14 protein-coding genes are annotated in these 19187 nt (G+C 34.5%); 4 read left to right on the top strand and 10 right to left on the bottom strand.

All coding sequences use genetic code 11. The annotated features are described in order from the left end of the window. Positions 1 to 53: 53 nt before the first annotated feature. The 5 genes from EDC24_RS00735 to EDC24_RS00715 all read right to left on the bottom strand — a co-directional run bounded on the left by EDC24_RS00735 (position 54) and on the right by EDC24_RS00715 (position 7481). Positions 54 to 1169 carry an MBL fold metallo-hydrolase gene (locus EDC24_RS00735; protein WP_124218957.1) on the bottom strand — a complete coding sequence of 372 codons (1116 nt, stop codon included), beginning with the start codon at positions 1167 to 1169 and terminating at the stop codon, positions 54 to 56. 129 nt (positions 1170 to 1298) lie between these two features. Further along, positions 1299 to 2939 carry a glycerol-3-phosphate dehydrogenase/oxidase gene (locus EDC24_RS00730; protein WP_124218956.1) on the bottom strand — a complete coding sequence of 547 codons (1641 nt, stop codon included), beginning with the start codon at positions 2937 to 2939 and terminating at the stop codon, positions 1299 to 1301. A 170-nt stretch (positions 2940 to 3109) separates the two neighbouring features. Beyond that, positions 3110 to 4600, bottom strand: coding sequence for a glycerol kinase GlpK (glpK, locus tag EDC24_RS00725; protein ID WP_124218955.1), 1491 nt, complete (start codon positions 4598 to 4600; stop codon positions 3110 to 3112). 71 nt (positions 4601 to 4671) lie between these two features. Next, positions 4672 to 6690, bottom strand: a complete 2019-nt coding sequence (locus EDC24_RS00720; protein ID WP_124218954.1) for an alpha/beta fold hydrolase — start codon at positions 6688 to 6690, stop codon at positions 4672 to 4674. 257 nt (positions 6691 to 6947) lie between these two features. Next, positions 6948 to 7481: a glycerol-3-phosphate responsive antiterminator gene (locus tag EDC24_RS00715; protein ID WP_124218953.1), complete on the bottom strand. Its 534-nt coding sequence runs from the start codon at positions 7479 to 7481 to the stop codon at positions 6948 to 6950. Positions 7482 to 7676: 195 nt separating this feature from the next. Between EDC24_RS00715 and EDC24_RS00710 the strand changes: the two genes are divergently transcribed. Further along, positions 7677 to 8513, top strand: a complete 837-nt coding sequence (locus EDC24_RS00710; protein ID WP_124218952.1) for an NAD(P)-dependent oxidoreductase — start codon at positions 7677 to 7679, stop codon at positions 8511 to 8513. Positions 8514 to 8630: 117 nt separating this feature from the next. Next, the gene (locus tag EDC24_RS00705; RefSeq protein ID WP_124218951.1) at positions 8631 to 9167 is read left to right on the top strand and encodes an ATP-binding protein; all 537 of its coding nucleotides are present in this window, start codon (positions 8631 to 8633) and stop codon (positions 9165 to 9167) included. Between the two features lie 41 nt (positions 9168 to 9208). On the opposite strand, the gene EDC24_RS00700 is transcribed toward EDC24_RS00705, so the two are convergent. Continuing rightward, positions 9209 to 9934 carry a restriction endonuclease gene (locus EDC24_RS00700; protein WP_245997931.1) on the bottom strand — a complete coding sequence of 242 codons (726 nt, stop codon included), beginning with the start codon at positions 9932 to 9934 and terminating at the stop codon, positions 9209 to 9211. A gap of 239 nt (positions 9935 to 10173) precedes the next feature. Here EDC24_RS00700 and EDC24_RS15535 point away from each other — a divergent pair, with 239 nt between their 5' ends. Both EDC24_RS15535 and EDC24_RS00695 read left to right on the top strand, forming a co-directional pair. Next, positions 10174 to 10425, top strand: a complete 252-nt coding sequence (locus tag EDC24_RS15535) for a DUF6199 family natural product biosynthesis protein (RefSeq protein WP_483964196.1) — start codon at positions 10174 to 10176, stop codon at positions 10423 to 10425. 38 nt (positions 10426 to 10463) lie between these two features. Further along, positions 10464 to 10916, top strand: a complete 453-nt coding sequence (locus tag EDC24_RS00695) for a GNAT family N-acetyltransferase (protein ID WP_124218950.1) — start codon at positions 10464 to 10466, stop codon at positions 10914 to 10916. A gap of 31 nt (positions 10917 to 10947) precedes the next feature. Here EDC24_RS00695 and EDC24_RS00690 read toward each other — a convergent pair whose 3' ends face one another. From EDC24_RS00690 to EDC24_RS00675, 4 genes are all read right to left on the bottom strand, one after another. Continuing rightward, on the bottom strand, positions 10948 to 11397 hold the full coding sequence (locus EDC24_RS00690) for an NUDIX hydrolase (RefSeq protein WP_124218949.1): 450 nt from the start codon (positions 11395 to 11397) through the stop codon (positions 10948 to 10950). A gap of 114 nt (positions 11398 to 11511) precedes the next feature. Next, positions 11512 to 11796, bottom strand: coding sequence for a DUF2651 family protein (locus tag EDC24_RS00685; protein ID WP_124218948.1), 285 nt, complete (start codon positions 11794 to 11796; stop codon positions 11512 to 11514). 755 nt (positions 11797 to 12551) lie between these two features. Continuing rightward, positions 12552 to 15926, bottom strand: coding sequence for a type ISP restriction/modification enzyme (locus EDC24_RS00680; RefSeq protein ID WP_170158430.1), 3375 nt, complete (start codon positions 15924 to 15926; stop codon positions 12552 to 12554). Positions 15927 to 15943: 17 nt separating this feature from the next. Then, positions 15944 to 19087, bottom strand: a complete 3144-nt coding sequence (locus EDC24_RS00675; protein ID WP_211342324.1) for a helicase-related protein — start codon at positions 19085 to 19087, stop codon at positions 15944 to 15946. Between the last annotated feature and the right edge of the window lie 100 nt (positions 19088 to 19187).

Raw genomic sequence — 19187 nt, 5'->3', positions numbered from 1 at the left:
TAAAGTTTTAGAAGAATGTAAAAGATCGTGGAACCAATTCCACGATCTTTAACTTAAACCGCACAACGATTCGGCCCGACTTCCATCTCACGCCGTTCATCCGAATCTGGATTTTTCTGGCCCATATTCGTTTTGCGGATCTCCTCGTGACTATTTGGTTGTGGTGGCAAATTCTTCGTTACGAGTTTATTAAACTCTTCTTCATCCTCAACTTGAAGACGTTCGTTCTTCTGATATAGGGAGGATAACCGATCCTGAATCGTCCCATCATCATTAATCTCTTTCATTTGACCAAAGTGAGCAGGTAGTACAACGAGATCATCCGGCAGATTCTCATAGCGATCATACAACGTCTGACGTAAATCATCTACCCAATCATCAGCCTTACCAGCTAAATCCGGACGGCCAATCGATTCAATAAACAAAATATCTCCCGTCATCAAAAACTTTTCATCTACAATAAAGCTAGTACTGCCAATTGTGTGACCTGGTGAGTAAAAGACCGAAATCTCAACCGAATCTCCCACTCGTAATACCGTACCGTCTTCTAACTCTTGATAACCAAACGTTAACCCTTCATCATCTTTAGGCGGAAAATAATAATCTGCTCCTGTCTCATCCGCTAACGAACGACCACCTGAGATGTGGTCTGCATGCAAGTGCGAATCAAATACATAGCGAATTGAAGCATTCTTCTCATCCGCTAACGACTTAAACGTATCCGTCATTCGCACCGGATCAATGACTGCTGCTTCACCGTTAGCTAATACCATATACGATAGGCAACCCTTACCAATACGGATAAACTGATACAACTCACCGCCATTGGATAAATTACCAATCTTCATAGGTTCAAGATGCTCACTCCAAGCCGTCATGCCACCTTCTAAATACGTGACATTCTCAACACCCTGATCCTGAATCAACTGAGTCGCCTTCTGTGACGAAATCCCTCTAGCACATACAACATATATCTCCTGATCGTTTGGAAGCTTCTCTTTCACATCATCCACGTTATTTTCTAATTGTTTATAAGGAATGTTTAAACTCTCAACATTGCGGCCTTCAATCGACCAATCATTGTGGTCCTCTTCCTTACGAATATCGAGTAAAAACACACGTTCATGATTTAAAATCTTTTGGGCTAATTCTTTGACTGTAATAGCCACTCAAATCCCTCCTATAAACTGATCGCTTTATTTTTATCATACCCTGTTAGGTATATGATTAAACAAGGATTTGCACTAGCCCAATGGTTTTGGATTCTCAAACGCGCTCCATGTAGAGAAGAACGAACATTACTCCACTGGATTTGTGGCTTCATAGATTAATTCTTCCAACTCTTTTTGATACGTATTAGTCTGTTCTTTAGTCCAGTTAAATTCATTTCTCATAAATGCTATAACAGACTCTTTATGGTCAAGCACCCAATCGATTTCGAAAAATAAGGCACCGGTCCGTCTTACAAAAAAGTCGACTGGTTTATACGCCTGCTCTTGGTCAATGGCATACCTTAAACACGCGTAAACAACAGGGTCTAAGTCCGAGTTTGCATTTTTCATATTGTTAAAAACTTCATCGACATTCGTTCCATAACGATAGACAAGCTTTCTAGCCACCGACTCTTTCAAACCATGTTCAACTCCGTAACTTATTCGGTCTTGTAAAAATGACTCAAACCCTTTTGAACCATTAGCATCCCCTCCGGATATTGGCATGTGTTTCGTTTGTGAGTTTGGAAAGCTTAAATCCTCCTCTTCAGAAAGTTGTTTCGTAACTAAATTCACAATATTCTCCGCCATTTTACGGTAACCTGTTAATTTGCCGCCAGCAATGGAAATAAATCCTGAATCCGACTGAAAAATTTCATCTTTCCGAGATATTTCAGAAGGCGACTTTCCTTCCTCATGAATTAATGGTCTAATACCAGCCCAACTTGATTCAACATCATCAGTTGAAATGTTCACCTCAGGAAACATATGATTAATGGCTTCTATAATATAGTCACGGTCATCAACTGTCATTTTAGGTTGAGCTATATCACCTTGATAGGTTGTATCGGTCGTTCCCACATAAGCTTTTCCATCTCTCGGAATAGCGAATATCATCCGGCCATCTGGTGAATCAAAATAAACAGCCTGTTTTAGCGGAAAACGCTGAGCGTCAAACACTAAATGAATACCTTTCGTTAATTGCAAAGTTTTGCCTTTCTTCGATCCATCCACTTCTCTTAGCTCATCAACCCAAGGACCTGCTGCATTCACAATTTTCTTCGCCTTAATTTCTTGTACAGAACCATCCGTCATATCTTCACAGATAACCCCACTGACACTCTTATTTTCATAGAGTAGGTCTGTCACTTTCATATAATTTAGTGCTAAAGCACCTTGTTCAACTGCCTTTTTCATAACTTCTAACGTTAAACGAGCGTCGTCTGTTTTATATTCAACATAATAACCTCCGCCCTTCAGTCCCTCAGACTTTATAAGTGGTTCCAAATTACTGACTTCATGAGGTTTTAACATTTTACGTCTCTCGCCTTTCTTAACACCGGCTAAGAAATCATAGACCTTTAACCCAACACTCGTCGTAAAAGCTCCAAAATTACCACCTTTATAAAACGGAAGTAACATCCACTCTGGTGTTGTCACATGTGGGCCATTCTCATAAACTATTTCACGCTCTTTCCCAACTTCAGCTACAACTCCGATCTCAAATTGCTTTAAATAACGTAAACCACCATGAACAAGCTTAGTCGATCTACTCGAAGTTCCGGCCGCAAAGTCTTGCATTTCGACAACACCTACTTTTAATCCTCTAGTAGCTGCATCTAATGCAATACCAGCACCTGTAATGCCACCACCAATGACAAGTAAGTCTAATGATTCGCTTTGAAAAGTCTCTTTAATAGCTGTTCTGTTTAAGTTTGTAAACTGCATACAATCGTTCCTTTCTTGTTCAAATACTCTTATAAAAACAAAAAAAGAGACCACAAAGTCAATCTATCCTACCAAAGAATAGATTACTGTGGTCTCTCGAAATCTCTGTCCAAAATATTAACTTATCATTAGTATACCACAATGTGGAAAACGTTTAAAGTTACTAGACATTACTTAAATTCTCGCGTTGCATTAACAGCTTTACGCCAACCGTTATACAACTTTTCACGTTGTTCTTCAGCTAACTTTTCTCTAAACGTCCGCTTAACTTTCCATTGTTTAGCAATTTCTTCTTTTTCACGCCAGTACCCGACCGCTAGCCCTGCTAAAAACGCAGCCCCTAAAGCAGTCGTTTCATTAACAACTGGTCGATCAACTGGAACACCTAAGATATCACTCTGAAATTGCATGAGGAAATCGTTCTTAACAGCACCGCCATCAACACGAAGCGTTTCCAAGTCAATACCAGAGTCAGATACCATTGCATCTAACACATCTCTGGTTTGATATGCCAAAGATTCAAGTGTAGCACGAATAAAATGTTCTTTTGTTGTACCTCGCGTTAATCCGAACACAGCACCTCTAGCATCACTATCCCAATATGGTGTTCCTAACCCTACAAAAGCCGGAACAAAATAAACGCCTTCTGTCGATTCAATTCTAGTCGCATAATCCTCACTATCAGAAGTCTGATTAATCATTCGCATTCCGTCACGCAACCATTGAATAGCTGAACCTGCTACAAAAATACTTCCTTCAAGTGCATATTCAACTTTACCATCTATTCCCCAGGCTAATGTTGTTAGTAAACCATGTTTAGACTGAACGCCTTCGTCTCCTGTGTTCATCAACATGAAACAACCTGTACCATATGTGTTCTTGGCCATTCCTTTTTCAAAACAAGCCTGACCAAATAACGCCGCTTGTTGGTCTCCAGCTATTCCAGCAATAGGAACATGATATCCAAAGAAATGGTAATCAACCGTATACCCATAGACTTCAGAAGACTGTCGCACTTCAGGTAACATCTTTCTTGGGACAGATAATATATCTAATAACTCATCATCCCAATCCAAATCATAAATGTTATACATTAACGTTCGGGAAGCATTAGAGTAATCTGTCACATGTTGTTTTCCACCTGTTAATTTATAAACCAACCAAGAATCGATTGTACCAAATTTCAAATCACCGTTTTCAGCTTTTTCTCGAGCACCATCAACATGATCCAAAATCCACTTAACCTTTGTACCTGAAAAATATGGATCTAGTAATAACCCAGTCTTTCTATTAAAAAGGTCTTGATAACCTTGTTCCCTAAGGTCATGACAAATACCTTCCGTTTGTCTTGATTGCCAAACGATCGCTCTATAAATCGGATTACCCGTACGTCTGTCCCAAACTACGGTTGTCTCCCTCTGATTGGTAATGCCAATACTCGCAATTTGAGAAGGTGTAATTTCTGCCTTACGTATTACTTCCGCCATACAATTTAAAATTGAATTCCAGATTTCATTCGCATCATGCTCAACCCAGCCTGGCTTAGGGAAGAACTGCTCGAATTCTTGTTGTGCCATGTCGACAATCTCACCGTTTTTGTTAAATAAGATGGCTCTTGAGCTAGTGGTACCTTGGTCGAGTGCTAGAATATATTGTTCCAATCGAGATTCCTCCCTTTTTCCTCTACTGTCTAATCTGTTGTAAGCAGTCCTTTTCTCACCAGACTAATTAATTATAAAATCGTATACAATGCAGTATTTGCAACCGTAATCATTGTCATTAACACTGTGTTTAAGAACGCACCAACATAAACATTACCTGTTTTTCTGAATAGATAACGGTTAAAAATTGCTGCGATTAATAATACTGGTACAAGACCAATCACTAGAATAGAAGATAGTGATTCACCTGGGTAGCCTGCCGTACCATTCATAAATAATAATCCATAATGATAGACAAGATATAACACTAAACCACCAATAAAGTGTAAAATCGCAATGATATAGCCTTTAATGCCATCATACTTTTCACTGGCCGTATTAACATTGACTGAAATACCGACAATGAAGAAGTAAATAAAGAATAATGGAGCATATTTCAATAAAGCTAATACATGTTGACCCTCAAACGTTTTAACCGCAAATGTCCATAAGCGGAAATCAACTTTGAATAGAGCATCAACTAAATACAGAACTGCATAACCAATCACGACGGTAACAACAGCTGTAACTAGTGAAGCAATGATCGTCTTCACATTCGCTTTAACCCCATAGTTCTCAATCGTCGCACCTTCAGGCTTCTTCGATACAAAGTGATGAGCGACCATAACCATTAAAATAACTAGCGCCACGTTAATCGCCCAATAGACAATTGGATTGACGGTTGGTCCTCCAAAGAATTCAGAGACCTCAATAAAATCACTCTGACTTCTTAAGAACATGTACTGAACTATACCCAAAACTAACATGACGGAAGAACCAGTTTTAATACGTTTATCAACATTTTTCACTAGCGAATAAATCAATGCTAGACCAGAGAAAGAAATCGTGATCATACTGATTTGTCTTAATAAACGCATTCCATAGAAATCTTGCCCATATAAAGCCGAGAAGAACAGCGCTGGGAAAAGGGCACCCAGAATGATAATAATATAGGTAGCAAGTTTCCCTCCATCCGTCTTTGGCTCTGGTAATGAAGCTGGTTTCGTTGTATAGATATTTTTGAAGAACGGTAGCTTAGTTAATAATAGGATGATTGGAATAAACAACATAAAGAAGCCAATTAAAGCAATGAATGATGCATATTCCTTAAACATCCACGTCTGACCGTCTTCGCCAATTTGAACTCGATCGCTGAAGTCAGCAAACGTCATATCATAAAAGTCGATCGCATAACCCGTCGATTCTTTTGAAAAATGATTCCAAGGGTGCGTTTCATTTGGTTGATAGATCACTCGTTGTCCTTCACCCACATCATATACTTTACCTGCCTCTGGATTTTCCGGATTACCTAAAAACCCTTGACCTTCCTCAGTATTGACATAATCCTTTTTCACTACGGATTCTCCACTAGCTGCCGCTTCAGCATCAAAGAAGAACTCATCATATTCAGCTGCAATTTTTCCTGATGCACGTGGGCCGTATAAACCATTAATATCTTCATCTGAGTATTCCATAGATTTCAACCATTGATAATCAGACCCCATCGTTAGAGATGCATAGACCTTTCTAATGCCTGTTTCTTCATAAGACATTTCGTCTAACATCACGGCATGTGTTGAAGAAAAACCACCCATCGAGTGACCAGAAACAGCAATAATACCATTGCCTTCTTCATCTTTTAACACATAATCTTGCTCGTACATATACTGAACCGCATCATGAATAGCATGTGGCCAGAACGAGAAGAATGGCACTGGTTTTTCCATCGTCCCGGTTGAGTGCCCATGATCATATTGATCCAAGGCTAAAACAACATAACCTCTTTTAGACATTTCAACTGCCTGTGCATCCTGCATCTCTGCAGAATTTAAATATCCATGCGTTGTAATTAAAGTAGGCTTAGCCTCTTGATCTGCATCATCTGGTTTATACAACAGACCAGATAGTTCGCCTCTTTCCGTTTCAAAATAAACTCTTGAAACATCTGTTTCTCCACTCGAACTATTAAACTGATAAGCAATAACACTTCCAACTAAAACAATAAGTAACGAAATCACTAATAATACAACAGGATTCCTTAATTTAGCCATATTTTATTCCCCCTATATTCTATTAATCTTAAAAAATTAAAATTGCCCTACTTTGTGTAATTCACCCCTTTCATGCATTAAAGTTTAAAAGAGACTCAAAAAAAGACACACTAAAGCCCTTGGTATAACCAAAGAAATTAATGTGTCTCCGATCTCTTCACAAAATATTAACTTTGCTGATAGTATATATTCTTTTGAAAGCGTTGTCAATTTTATGAATACTTTTTATTATTCCTATGTATTTTAAATCTAAAATATTACCAAAGCTCTCTATTAGAAGTGGTTACCGCATAAGCACCATTTTCAACTGCATTTTTCACATCATCATCTGTTCGAATCAGACCACCAGCGACCACTTTTATCCCTGTTTTTTCATTGATCTCCTTCAACACGCCCGGAACAATACCAGGCAACACTTCTATGTAATCCGGTTGTATCTTCTGACATACATTCAGGTTATGATCTAGCGCATGACTGTCTAGCGCAAATAACCGCTGGATCCCGATAATATTACGTTTTTTAGCAAATGATACAGCATTTGCTTTAGTTGATATAATTCCATCTACCTTCACATTATGTACTAAATACTCAAGACCGTATTCATCACCCTTTAAGCCTTGAATTAAATCCGCATGCATAATGACTTTTTTCTTATACTTCTTCGCATACTTAACAATATTTTCGACCTGGGATAATCGTGTCTCAAGAAAGATAATTAACTCATGATCAGTCTTAAGAACTTTCTCAAAATCTTTCATATTGCGTAGAGCCGGAATAACACAAGAATTCATTCAATCACTCCAAAACAAAGATTTACTAAGACTATTATACTAACACATATATATTAGTGCAGAAAGAATAATTATCTACAAACCTATCAGACAAAATCAAACGATAATTCACTCTCTAAAGCCCTAATAATTGTCCCTTTCTCTTCACCTTTGATAAACTTTTATAAAATACCTTCAAAAATAGGAGGAATGTTGTTGAGTAAAAAAATTGGATTTGTAGGATTAGGAGCGATGGGCTTTCCGATGGCAGTTAATTTAACGAAAGCTGGTTTTGAAGTCATCGGTTATGATGCGTTCAAAGGTGTATATGAGAAGGCAAGCAATGCTGGAATAACGATGGTCGAAACCTTAAAAGAAGTTGCAGAACAAGCTGACGAAGCAATCATATCAATGGTTCGTGATTACGACCAAAATATTGATATTATTTTTGGAGAAAGCGGCCTATTATCTGCCCAACCAAAAGATAAAACCGTTATTGTCATGAGTACACTTGACCCAGATACTATGAATGAATTAGGTAAAAAAGTCGAAGAAGAAAGTGATTTGGATTTAATTTCCGCTTCAGTAAGCGGCGGGGTTTTAGGTGCTCAAGACGCTACATTATCAATCATGACATCTGGTCCAGAGAAAATCGTAGAATCCCTCAAGGATTACTTTGATGCAATCGGATCCACTACACTCTACTACGGTAACGAACCAGGTAACAGCGAAGCAGCAAAATTAATTAACAACATGATTCTAGGCATTAACATAAACGCCGTCGCTGAAGGACTAAAATTAGCGAAGCAATATGACCTGCCTGAAGAAGAGATCTTAAACCTCCTTAAAGTCAGTACAGGCGACAGTTGGGTAGCCCGAAATTGGAGTGATATTTCTGAGTGGACGGCAGACAAAACCTTATCCGTTCTACTTACAGACTTAAAAGCATCATACCATGAAGGTCTCAAGCACCAAGTCCCTTTACCTTTTAATGCCTTATCTTCATCACAATTGTTGGATTCTATGGGAGAAAACAAGCCAAAAGATCAATAATGATAGACAGGAAAGTTCTGTTTGGAACAGATAACTTTCCTGTTTTTTGTATCAACTAATTCTATTACTCTCAAAAAATTGTGTTAATATTTAAATATAAGATGGGAGGATCCAAAATTGGATAGAAAAGTAATCATTACAGTTGGCAAAACTCATAGCGGAAAAACAACTTTCGCAAAAGCTTTAGAACAAGAATTAGATCATTCCTTAATCATTGACCAAGACAACCACGCGGAATTTATCAATACATATTATGAAAAACTACTACCAGAACAAGGCCCAAATACATTTAAGTACACGATCACACAAACCATTTTAGAATACGCCGTTAAACAAACGGATTATCACCTCATCATATGTAACTCCAACTTGAACAAAAATGGACGATTAAACTTAATCAATTACCTCAAAGAACAAGGTTTTACTAGTATTCTCGTATACTTCGACATCCCAGAACAAACCCTGCGTGATAGAATTTCCAACAGCAACCGCAGTAAAGCCATATTTAGAACCGCTTCTAATTTTGACGAAGTTTTAGATAGACAGTTAGATGAATCTGATGGTACAGGGCCTAATGATAATGAAGCTGATTTTCTATTTAAAATAAAGCAAAGTGAAGATCTAAGTAATGTGATTCAATCAATAATAAAATAAAATAAAGAATCCAACTACTATAGTATTGGCAAGCATGTTAACTAACCACTAACACCTTGCGTATACCGACACTTCGGAAAATTACTACACCCATAAAACTGACCTCTCTTGCTGTTTCGTAACACTAACTCTGAACCACAACGCTTACATTTTTCTTTTAGGTCTTCTTGTTGAGTTTGGTTAACTAACTGATCAGGCTGTTCTTCGTTTAATCGTAAAATCATCTCCATTAGTTCTTTTCTTTCAATTAACCTAACGTTATTGGTTTTGGCGAGGTTTATCGCTGCATCCGTAAACTCATTGTTCGTAACGACCCAACCTTCTGTACCATTGTAGTAAGGAATCGCCGAAACCGTTTCTTGTACAGCCTTGATACCTACTCTACTTTTATAACGCTTTGCCTGAACGATAATTTTTTGTTGTTCTTTAGTTAAAATTAAATCTGCACCGTAATCCCCTGTTGTGTTCGTTTCAGAGACTTTGTATCCCTGATGTTTAAATAATAATTTAAGAAAATATTCAAACTGTACTCCAGACATCTTATCTATGTCAGATATTTTGGAGGATTTGATTTTTTTATTATAGTTTATTTTTCTGAACTCCAAAAACCCCATAGTTGCTACTAAGCCTATAAGCCCAAATATGAACGCTAATAGAAAATCACTTGTCATGAAAAAAACAATAGCAAATAAACCAACACTCAATAACATTTTTAATGCACTTTTGAACTCCTGCTCTCTTTTAGCAGCACTCTTTCTACTAGCCATTTATAAACCACCTTCGTACTTTAGTAAAATATCTCCCCTTCCGCATTATTCGACAAATTTATGTAAAATTCCTCCACAAATATCCAAACAATTTCCTTCTAATCCATTTGTTATTAGCACGATCGTTTATAACATGCTTACTAATTCTTTAAATGGTGTAATGGTATTATATGTTAAAATGAGTAGACAGAAAAAAGCGAAGAGTCTATGTAATAGCTAGCTTATGGGGAGAGTAAGAAATGTTATTCTTTATCATAGTGTTATCAATACCAGTTTATATTTTTTGCATTTGGAGTCTCTATGAACCAGAAGAAAGTTTTTTCTTTTTAAGCCGATGGAGGTTTAAAGAAATCCCTGAGCTGTCGGACATACAGATTAAGCTGATAAAAATCAGTAGTGTCATTACTATGATTCTATGGACAATAATAGTTATTATTGTAGCAATTGACGCCTTCACACCTGATCCACCTTTACCACCATCAATGTCTTGAGTCAATTCAATAATTGTGTAATAAAGAGGAGAAATAATATGGATATTCGAGAACTGAAAAGAGATGAAAAATACCCAATAGATTTATTGCTATTAGCTGACCCCTCTCAAACAATCATTGAAGATTATTTAAAGAGAGGAAAATGTTTTATTGCTATTAGCAGTGAAATAGTCGTTGGGGTCTATGTACTGCTTCCTACAAGACCTGAAACAATTGAGTTAGTCAACATTGCAGTTGCAGAAGAACAGCATGGAAGAGGCATAGGCAAACGATTAGTATTGCATGCTATTCAAACAGCTAAAACTGATGGGTACAAAACAATAGAAGTTGGTACAGGAAATTCAAGCATAAATCAGCTTACCCTATATCAAAAATGTGGATTTAGAATAACTAGTATTGATTTAGACTTTTTTACCAAGCACTATTCAGAGGAAATAGTTGAAAATGGAATACAATGTAGGGATATGGTTCGCTTATCACAAGATTTATAAACCTATAAATTTATTAAAGTAGTATCGCTTTTTAACTTACAACTTCCATAAATCTATCAATATACTTACGATCCAACTCATTTAACCCCACTGGCAGGTTGTCAATTGCAAAATACCGCATATCCTCTGATTCACGATAATCAACATCTAACGTCCCACGTACATCCGTCGTATAATAAACCGCCGTCGCAGAATACAACTCATCACCATTCGGCACTTTAAGATAACTATCAGAACCAGAAAAAACATCAACTAATCTCAGATTTTCAATATGTAACCCTGTTTCCTCCAGCACTTCTCTTTTCGCAACCTCTTCAAAACTCTCACCCAAATCCATTAAGCCCCCTGGCAATCCCCATGTTCCGTCACGCCTTTTCTGTAACAACATCTTATTATATTCATCCAAAATAATCACAACAGATCCAGGCAAGATAATGGGCTTATGACCTACATATTGTCTTAAGTACTTAAAATATTCCATAGTGCACCTCGCATTCACAAGACTCTATCAAAATAATTCGACAAAAATTTCCATTCCCCTTTAATAAAAAAAGAAGCAGACATTCCAAGATATCTGCTTCTTATAAGAAACTGTCTAATTTTCCTCTGCTCTAGCTTTCATGATAAATACAACCATAAAAGATATGATCAGTGAAATAATAGGTAGAATAACATTCCAAGATGTAAATATAGTATCCGACTCAGGATAATAGTAACTAGAATACCATAATTCATATAATAGATTAAGCACCAATGTTATTAGAGGTCCCAACCAAAACTTTTTAGTTAAAGCTGCACCCAGCACGCCAAGACCTATTACGATAATCGGTAGTATAACTAATTGCATTAAAAATGGATCGATTGAATCTATTAAGTTCATATTATTCTCCTTATATAATAAGCTATTATTTGTTATTTATAATAATACATGTTAACTCTTCAGTTCTTACTGGCTCTACCCCAATGAATTTGGTTAATTTATAGAACACTTTTTTCAGAAACAATTACCGACATTGATCTTTATCAAAACAATTTAAAATCAATTGTACTCTTTATCTTCATCTTTGAGATGAGCTAATCATAAATTTCTAGTTTTTATCTTTTATAATTTATAATATAATAGTTTACTAATATTATATAGGAGTGATTCAAATGGAAAATGACTTCGACCGTATTAAATGCCCAGATTGCAAGAGGTTTTTCAAGAATAAAGACCGGGTTTTCATTGATGAAATTAATACGATAATTCATCAAAAATGTTATGCTCCCGGAAAAATTCTTGAAGTTAAAGATAATGGAACTTATAAAGATATTCTAACTAAATTACATGAATAACTCTGCAAACCTTTGATAAAGCTAGCTTTGGAGTAATTATTGATAACATATAATATTTAGAAATAACAAGTTTCTCTCCTTTGACAGGGTGGAGGTCGGTGGTTCGAGCCCACTCGGAGTCATAGGGTGCCAAACCTAACTAGACCTCCCTCGCACACTGGCCCGGGAGGTCTTTTCATGTTTTGAAATAATCACACTGCTTCCAGTGTTAAGTTGTGGATGTTCACATTTTGTTACCATAAACTTTTTTAAGTTGTATCAAATACACATAATGATAATTATGTACATATAAGATTAGAGTTAGTACAAAGAATTGATATTTTTTTGTATTAATGAGTCAATGTTTCCCATTAATACTTTGGTTTCTTTTATAATTTCAACGATTTGCTTAAAGTGTTCTAAATCATCATTCGTAAGTTCTTTACCTTTTCGATAGTTAAGCCACTTTTTACATAGAGAGTAACCACCAACTTCAAACTCCCAAACCCATCTATCAATCCCCGTAAAATAACTTGTGTTATTAATCCAAACCTCTAATTCTTTTTGTTTATAAGATACTTTATCAATTACTTTGTTATAGTTAGGATTTACGAAATTAATATTAGTCTCCAGGTTAATTTCCATTAAATGTAGTTTAACTAACTTACTACCATACTTTACGAGGCTACGAAATAACTCTAAATTTCTAGTGATCTTAACCCTTGGGAAATCACTCTTCAAGAATTCGCTATATGTTTCTCGATAACCGTTTGAATAAAAGATTGCATATATATAATAAAATATATCTTCAGGCCCAATTGTTTCTGTTAAATTGCCATTGCCGGTTTTTATAAAAGTTAATCCAAGTTTATCTGTAAGCTCTTTTATGAAATCCTTTGAAATATTCGGTTGCTTGACGTAATTTTTTAAACTTAATTCAGATTTTATATATAATGGAAAATTAGCTGATTGTGTGGTCGATTCAGCAGCCTTAGCTTCAGATATATACCTTGTACAGAAAAAATGATCAGGTTTAGGTGATTTGTTAGATCTAGCCGTTAGCAATGCTAAGTTGTCATCAATATCAATCAGATGGGTCATCACTTCTGGCCTTGGCCTACACATGAACCCTTTTGATCTACCGGTATAATATGTATAACGAATATCAAAGGGCCTATATAAAAACGGAACAACTTTATTTTTTTTAATATTAGATTTTTTCAAATCATCCTGTGCTAACTTAACCTTCCATTCCACAACATCTTTCCTTAATTGATACTTTTCTCTAGCAATTTCAGTTGGTTGTGTTATAAAATCATTTATTGTTTTCCAAGTATCTTCAATGGACCATTGGAGCACAAAATGGTCCCTAGCTGTCACTACACCCACTGAGTTCACAGGAAAAATATCAGTTATTTTCCAACTATCCTTAATGTAATCTGAATATAAATTATCATTTCTTGGTATAAATAAATAATCGGGCAACGATGGTTTCAATTCTATCCAATCTATACTGTCAACAGTATTGTTTTTAAGCCATTTATATTTATATGTTTTATCTCCCCACAAATCCAGGTGAAACACCTTAGAATTAATATTTTTCTTATCACTCCTCTTAACTAAAATAGCAATCGCTACTCCTTGTTGAATATTAAAAACATTTTCATCGATAGAGCCATCAGGCGCTACCTCTCTATATTTCGAATTTCCATGGAGATCTATAATATAAATATAATCAAATGATTTGAAAAGTTTTTCTCTCATCCCTCTAAATGTTGGATTTGACAAGTAACCATGATTTGTAATGAAAGCTAATATTCCACCATCAGTTCTACTTATTAAGTGATGTCCTAATCTTAGAAATTTAACATAGTCGTCATTAAGCCATCTAGGATTTCTTTCACCTAGAGGTTTCCCGTTAATCTCAAAATAACTTTCGGTGGAAGATCCGTCTAAGTCAACACCTCTTAATAAATTTCTTATAAACTCATTTTCATTAGAAGAATCTGCTAGATAAGGTGGATTACCTATTACAATATTTACACTTTGATTATTTTTTACTTCATTAGCTAGATTTGATTCTTCACTTAAAGCATTAAAATTAAATATAGTTCTTTTTTCAAACTCCGGTGCTTCAAGTGCATTTGTTAATAAAATATTTAAGCGCTCATCATTATTAAAGTCATAACCTGTTTCTTTTAATAACAAACCAATTTTCATATGTGCAATAGCATAAGGAGCCATCATGATTTCGAATCCAAAGATTCTAGGTAAAAGACTTTTTGATACATACTTATTCCATTCATTTTTTGAGTCTTCATTAGATTCTGTAATGAAATCCTTATCAAATTGGTTTTTTATTAATTGGATAACTTGCTTTAGAAAAGTTCCCGTCCCAGTCGCTGGGTCTAATATCTGTATTGAGGGTACATCTTTTGTGTCTTCTACAATACCGTATAATCCATTTTTATTTTTTCTTTTACTTTCACGCTTAATTTTAACTTTTCTTGTACTTGAATCGGCCAATCCTTTTTCAAATGAAAAATCATTTTTAAGAATTAAATCTACTGATTTAACTATAAACTCTACAACAGGATCAGGTGTATAAAAAACACCTCTCTCTTTTCTTTGTTCTTTTTGGTATTCATTAAGAAACCCTTCATAAAAATGAATAACGGGGTCTTCTGTTCCTCCCCCAGTTCTTCTACCGAAATCATCTAAAATTTTATCAGTATTTGTTGCAGATAATAGGTAAACAATTTCACCAATTTCAAGCTCATCAAAATCCAACTTTGAATCCTTACCATAACCATGCTCAAAACACTTTTTTAATAACTCTTTTAAAAATGGGTTAGTATTTGGAATTAACTCAACTACTTCAGATATTTCAAAATCATTACTTTTATTCATGATCCTTGCATAAAACAAACCATATGCAACTGTTTGAGCATACATATCTGCAAATTCACTTACTGATAAATCATGGATTAACTCTTCTTTAAAGCTCTCATAAAGGTTATGCAAAGGACCATTTTTACTCTCAACATTATAAACCTCTTGTATTAAGTCTTTTGTCTTTTTTGCTAAAGATGCAAGTTTTGTGGATAAATCTATTGATGTTTTAACTCTTTCTCTATAACCTGAACTAAATGCCGAAGACCAATTGGTAATCCAACCTATACTGTCTTCCTCATTTTCAGGCCATTTTAGCTTTGACAAACCTTCATTTATAGAATGGAAATTTGTTTCTAAACTCGGTTGCCAATAGAATGATTTTAAACTAGGAAGTACTTTACTACTTTCATCGAAATGAATAAATGCAATGGTCCTATTGTCTTTTTCTCCAAAGAAACAAATGAAAATTAGATTTTCTTTATTCCATTTAGGAGATTCAGAATCATTGTTTCTTTTGGAAGGGACTAGACCAAATAGAATTTTGCGCAATGCAGATATAGGTAAATTCTTATGTTCAAATTCAACAATAAAAATTCCCCAAGGCTGATCTTGAACTAGTGGACGAAGTTGGTTTATCTCCGCGCCAAATTCAGATGATAAATTGAAGTCCACAGGGTCGTAATTAAACGAATACTCTTCAGGTTCTATTTCATCTAATAAGATTGGCCACTCTAATTCATCTACTAGATATTCGAGCAATGAGTCTAAATCTTTAATCTTTGAGATATTTGATTCTACCAAATTTACACCCTCTTTTCTCATACTATTTCTAACCATGTCAACAATTTTTGTTTATATTGTAGTGGAACTTGTCCAGGCTTCAAATAATATTTTTGTATATATTTATTAATTCTTTCTTTTATGTTATTGAATTCTTCTTCAGTAATAGTTAATACTCGCTTGTCTTCTTTATCAGATTTAATATTAGACCATATTTCATAAGGGTCCTCAATTACTTCACTTGTATGGAAATCGAATAAATACCATTTAGTTATGCCTTCTTGAACCCAATTACCATTTGAGTCACGGGTAGGGAGGCGATAACAAAAGAAAACACCTTTAGCAAAAGTGGTACTTTTTCCACTGAACATGCGTTTTGGTAGATTACTAATCACTTGATCTATGTTATTATATTCTTTTAGTAGTTTTTCATACTCCAGTCGAAGCTGTTCCTCTCTTGATTCTTGACCTTCATATTGCTGGTTAAATTCTTTCAATGCTTCATAATCGTCATTTGGAGTTAACAACTTTTTCCCTTCAATTCCGAAAGCTTTAGAAATCCTTAATGTTTTTTTTGTAACATTTTTATACAATGTCAATAATTCATTAAGTTCCTTAGGAGGTAGAAAATTCCAATAGTAAATACTTTTACGATCATCTTTTAATGAAGGATAAGTATCTATCAATTCTTTTTCAATTTCAGGATCCATTCTTCTATCAATTCGTCCAATTCTTTGCATTAGTCTAACAGGATTCCAGTGCAAGTCATAGTTTATTAGCCTTGAAGCATCTTGTAGGTTAAGTCCTTCAGCTAAAACGTCAGTAGAAATTAATACTTGAATTTCTTTATTTTGCTCTTGAGGTGTTGAATCATTATAAAAAGGAGCAAAAGATGTTATTACTTCTTCACGGTCTACCTTTGAATTACCATCTAACTGGACTATATTATTTATCCCTATTTTATTTAATTCTTCATATAAATACTTTGCTGTAGATCTAAATTCAGTAAAAATAAGAACTTTTTTATTATCTAATAGCTTATCTGTAGTTAATATTTTTTTTAAAGTAGTTAATTTATCATCTTGGTTAGCAGTAAATTTCATTAATTCCTCTAAAAACGATGCTAATAATTCTAAATCAGAGAGAGAATCATCAACCATAATGTCAAAATCAAATTCGTTGAGACTCATATTTTCCTCAGTATCCCATAGATAGTCAGGGAACTCATCATCTTCAAACTCAATTTCAGTTTCAAATTCTTCTTCCTTACTATTTAAAATGTAGGATAATACATTGTTTCGTCTTTGTTCAAATTTCTTGACTGTGCGTTTTTTTGTTTCACTACTATATTCTAATACAAACTTATATAGCCTTCTAAATAATCTTATACATGTTTCCTCAAAAGCAGCCGGTGAACTTTCAAACCTTTTTAAAAGGAGCATTCTAATTAACTGAACTATTTGAGCCTGTCTTCCCTTTTTCATAGGTTCTATTTCATTTGGATCTCCTAAATAGTATGGAGGATCGTATGGAGAGTATATAGGTAAAGCGAATATTGGTTCATGTTTATTTGTCTTTTCATTATATCTATCAAATGAATTTATAAAAAGGTCTATTAATTTCCCATATGATTTTTGTAGAGAATAATTTGCTACGATAGGTGGCATGCGTTCTGGAAATAATACTTCCGTGCCCCCGTATTGTTTGGAACTTTTCTTTGCATATGCTCTTGACCTTTGAACAACTAATTCATTAACTAACTTATCGTGTTTAAATATATCATCTTTTTCTTCATTAAAATCATTTATATCATTATATGTGTTAGTGTTTTCATGCCTTTTTAATATTAATTGATTTAAAGAATTTTCCATTTTACGAAAGTGTCCCATTAAACTATGGATACCAAGTGGTGCGTCTTTAAAAAAGTTATCTTTTCTTTGAGTAAAAAGTTCAATCATATGTTGTAAATCTAAAAAACTATTATTTATTGGGGTAGCGGTCAGCATAAACAATTTCTTGTTTTGACCCATTCCAACCAAATCAAATAGTTTGCGGTACCGTTTGGAATGCCTATTTCTAAAGTGATGTGCTTCATCAATTATAATACAATCTGCTTGTTTAGCCATTTGCTGTAACATTTCTTGATTTCTTGGTAAAGATAAGTCTGAATGATTTATAATTCTAAATGGTATAAAACCATCAAGAATATGAGGTAAAAATTGCTTTATCTTTGCTTCCCATACTGGTTTTCTTGCAGAAGCTGGTACTAAGAGTAGTACTCTTTTATTTTCCTTCATTAATAATCTTTCTAATAACATTAAACCTACAAATGTTTTACCAAGACCCACTCCATCACACAGAAAAGCTCCGCCATATTTGTTGGTTATTTCCATTAAAGAATTATATCCATCCTTCTGATATTGTTCTAATTTCCCATAAATATTAGATCCAGTTTTTTCCCATTCAGTTATAGTTTTAGACCTATTATTAAAGTACTCATACATAGACTTAATGTAAACTTCATGGGGGGAGTATTCTTTAACATGTCTTTCTATAACTTCAAGAACATCATCATTTATTTCTTCAGCTTGATCCCAGTGGTAATCAAACCAGTCTTGTAATTCGGTTAAGTTATTGTTTACTTGTACATTTAACTCTACATTTTGATTTAAACCTGCATAAGTAAAGTTGCTTGATCCTACTAGCGCCATTCCTTTTGGAACGTTGGCTACTGAAGGTATATTATGATATATATCATCTCGAAAATAGGTTATATATGCTTTTGCATGAAACTTTGTCTTTTTATAAAACCTAAACTCTATTTTTTTTTCTTTTATTGCTTGTACAATAGCTGGGACTCCTTGTAGAAATTCGTTTTTATCTTTTTCATCTTCAACACTAATATCTATTCTTTTTGCTATCTCTTGTAACCCTTCTGAGAACGACTTTTTAGTTCTTCTAGATACCTCTCCCCCAAATAATATCCTAATATTTTCAAGTTTTCTCCATTTTTCCTCTAAATCTAGTAATGCTCCTATTTCAAAATATCCCGTAGCAATATCCATATTAGATGAAACATCACACCATTCTTTAATATAGCGACTGACAGACCATTCAGATTTGGTATTATCAACAATAAATAAATCTTTTGTTGAGTTTTTATCTGTCTCCATTTTATCCATAGCTAACACTCCAATATTTTATAATATGAACAATTCATTTATTTAACTTAATATTTAGTTAGATTTATTAAAGTTTTATTTTTAAGAAATGTTTAATTTC

The organism is Aquisalibacillus elongatus (assembly GCF_003843875.1).
Taxonomy (GTDB): Bacteria; Bacillota; Bacilli; order Bacillales; family Alkalibacillaceae; genus Aquisalibacillus; species Aquisalibacillus elongatus.
The sequence above is the reverse complement of the archived record's forward strand: the minus strand, read 5'-3'. Positions and strand labels throughout refer to the sequence as shown.

What these genes read in the sequence shown, in the direction of transcription:
- EDC24_RS00730 (WP_124218956.1), bottom strand. Translation starts at nt 2,939, where the DNA reads ATGCAGTTTACAAACTTAAACAGAACAGCTATTAAAGAGACTTTTCAA.
- EDC24_RS00720 (WP_124218954.1), bottom strand. Translation starts at nt 6,690, where the DNA reads ATGGCTAAATTAAGGAATCCTGTTGTATTATTAGTGATTTCGTTACTT.
- EDC24_RS00715 (WP_124218953.1), bottom strand. Translation starts at nt 7,481, where the DNA reads ATGAATTCTTGTGTTATTCCGGCTCTACGCAATATGAAAGATTTTGAG.
- EDC24_RS00700 (WP_245997931.1), bottom strand. Translation starts at nt 9,934, where the DNA reads ATGGCTAGTAGAAAGAGTGCTGCTAAAAGAGAGCAGGAGTTCAAAAGT.
- EDC24_RS15535 (WP_483964196.1), top strand. Translation starts at nt 10,174, where the DNA reads ATGTTATTCTTTATCATAGTGTTATCAATACCAGTTTATATTTTTTGC.
- EDC24_RS00695 (WP_124218950.1), top strand. Translation starts at nt 10,464, where the DNA reads ATGGATATTCGAGAACTGAAAAGAGATGAAAAATACCCAATAGATTTA.
- EDC24_RS00690 (WP_124218949.1), bottom strand. Translation starts at nt 11,397, where the DNA reads ATGGAATATTTTAAGTACTTAAGACAATATGTAGGTCATAAGCCCATT.
- EDC24_RS00685 (WP_124218948.1), bottom strand. Translation starts at nt 11,796, where the DNA reads ATGAACTTAATAGATTCAATCGATCCATTTTTAATGCAATTAGTTATA.
- EDC24_RS00675 (WP_211342324.1), bottom strand. Translation starts at nt 19,087, where the DNA reads ATGGATAAAATGGAGACAGATAAAAACTCAACAAAAGATTTATTTATT.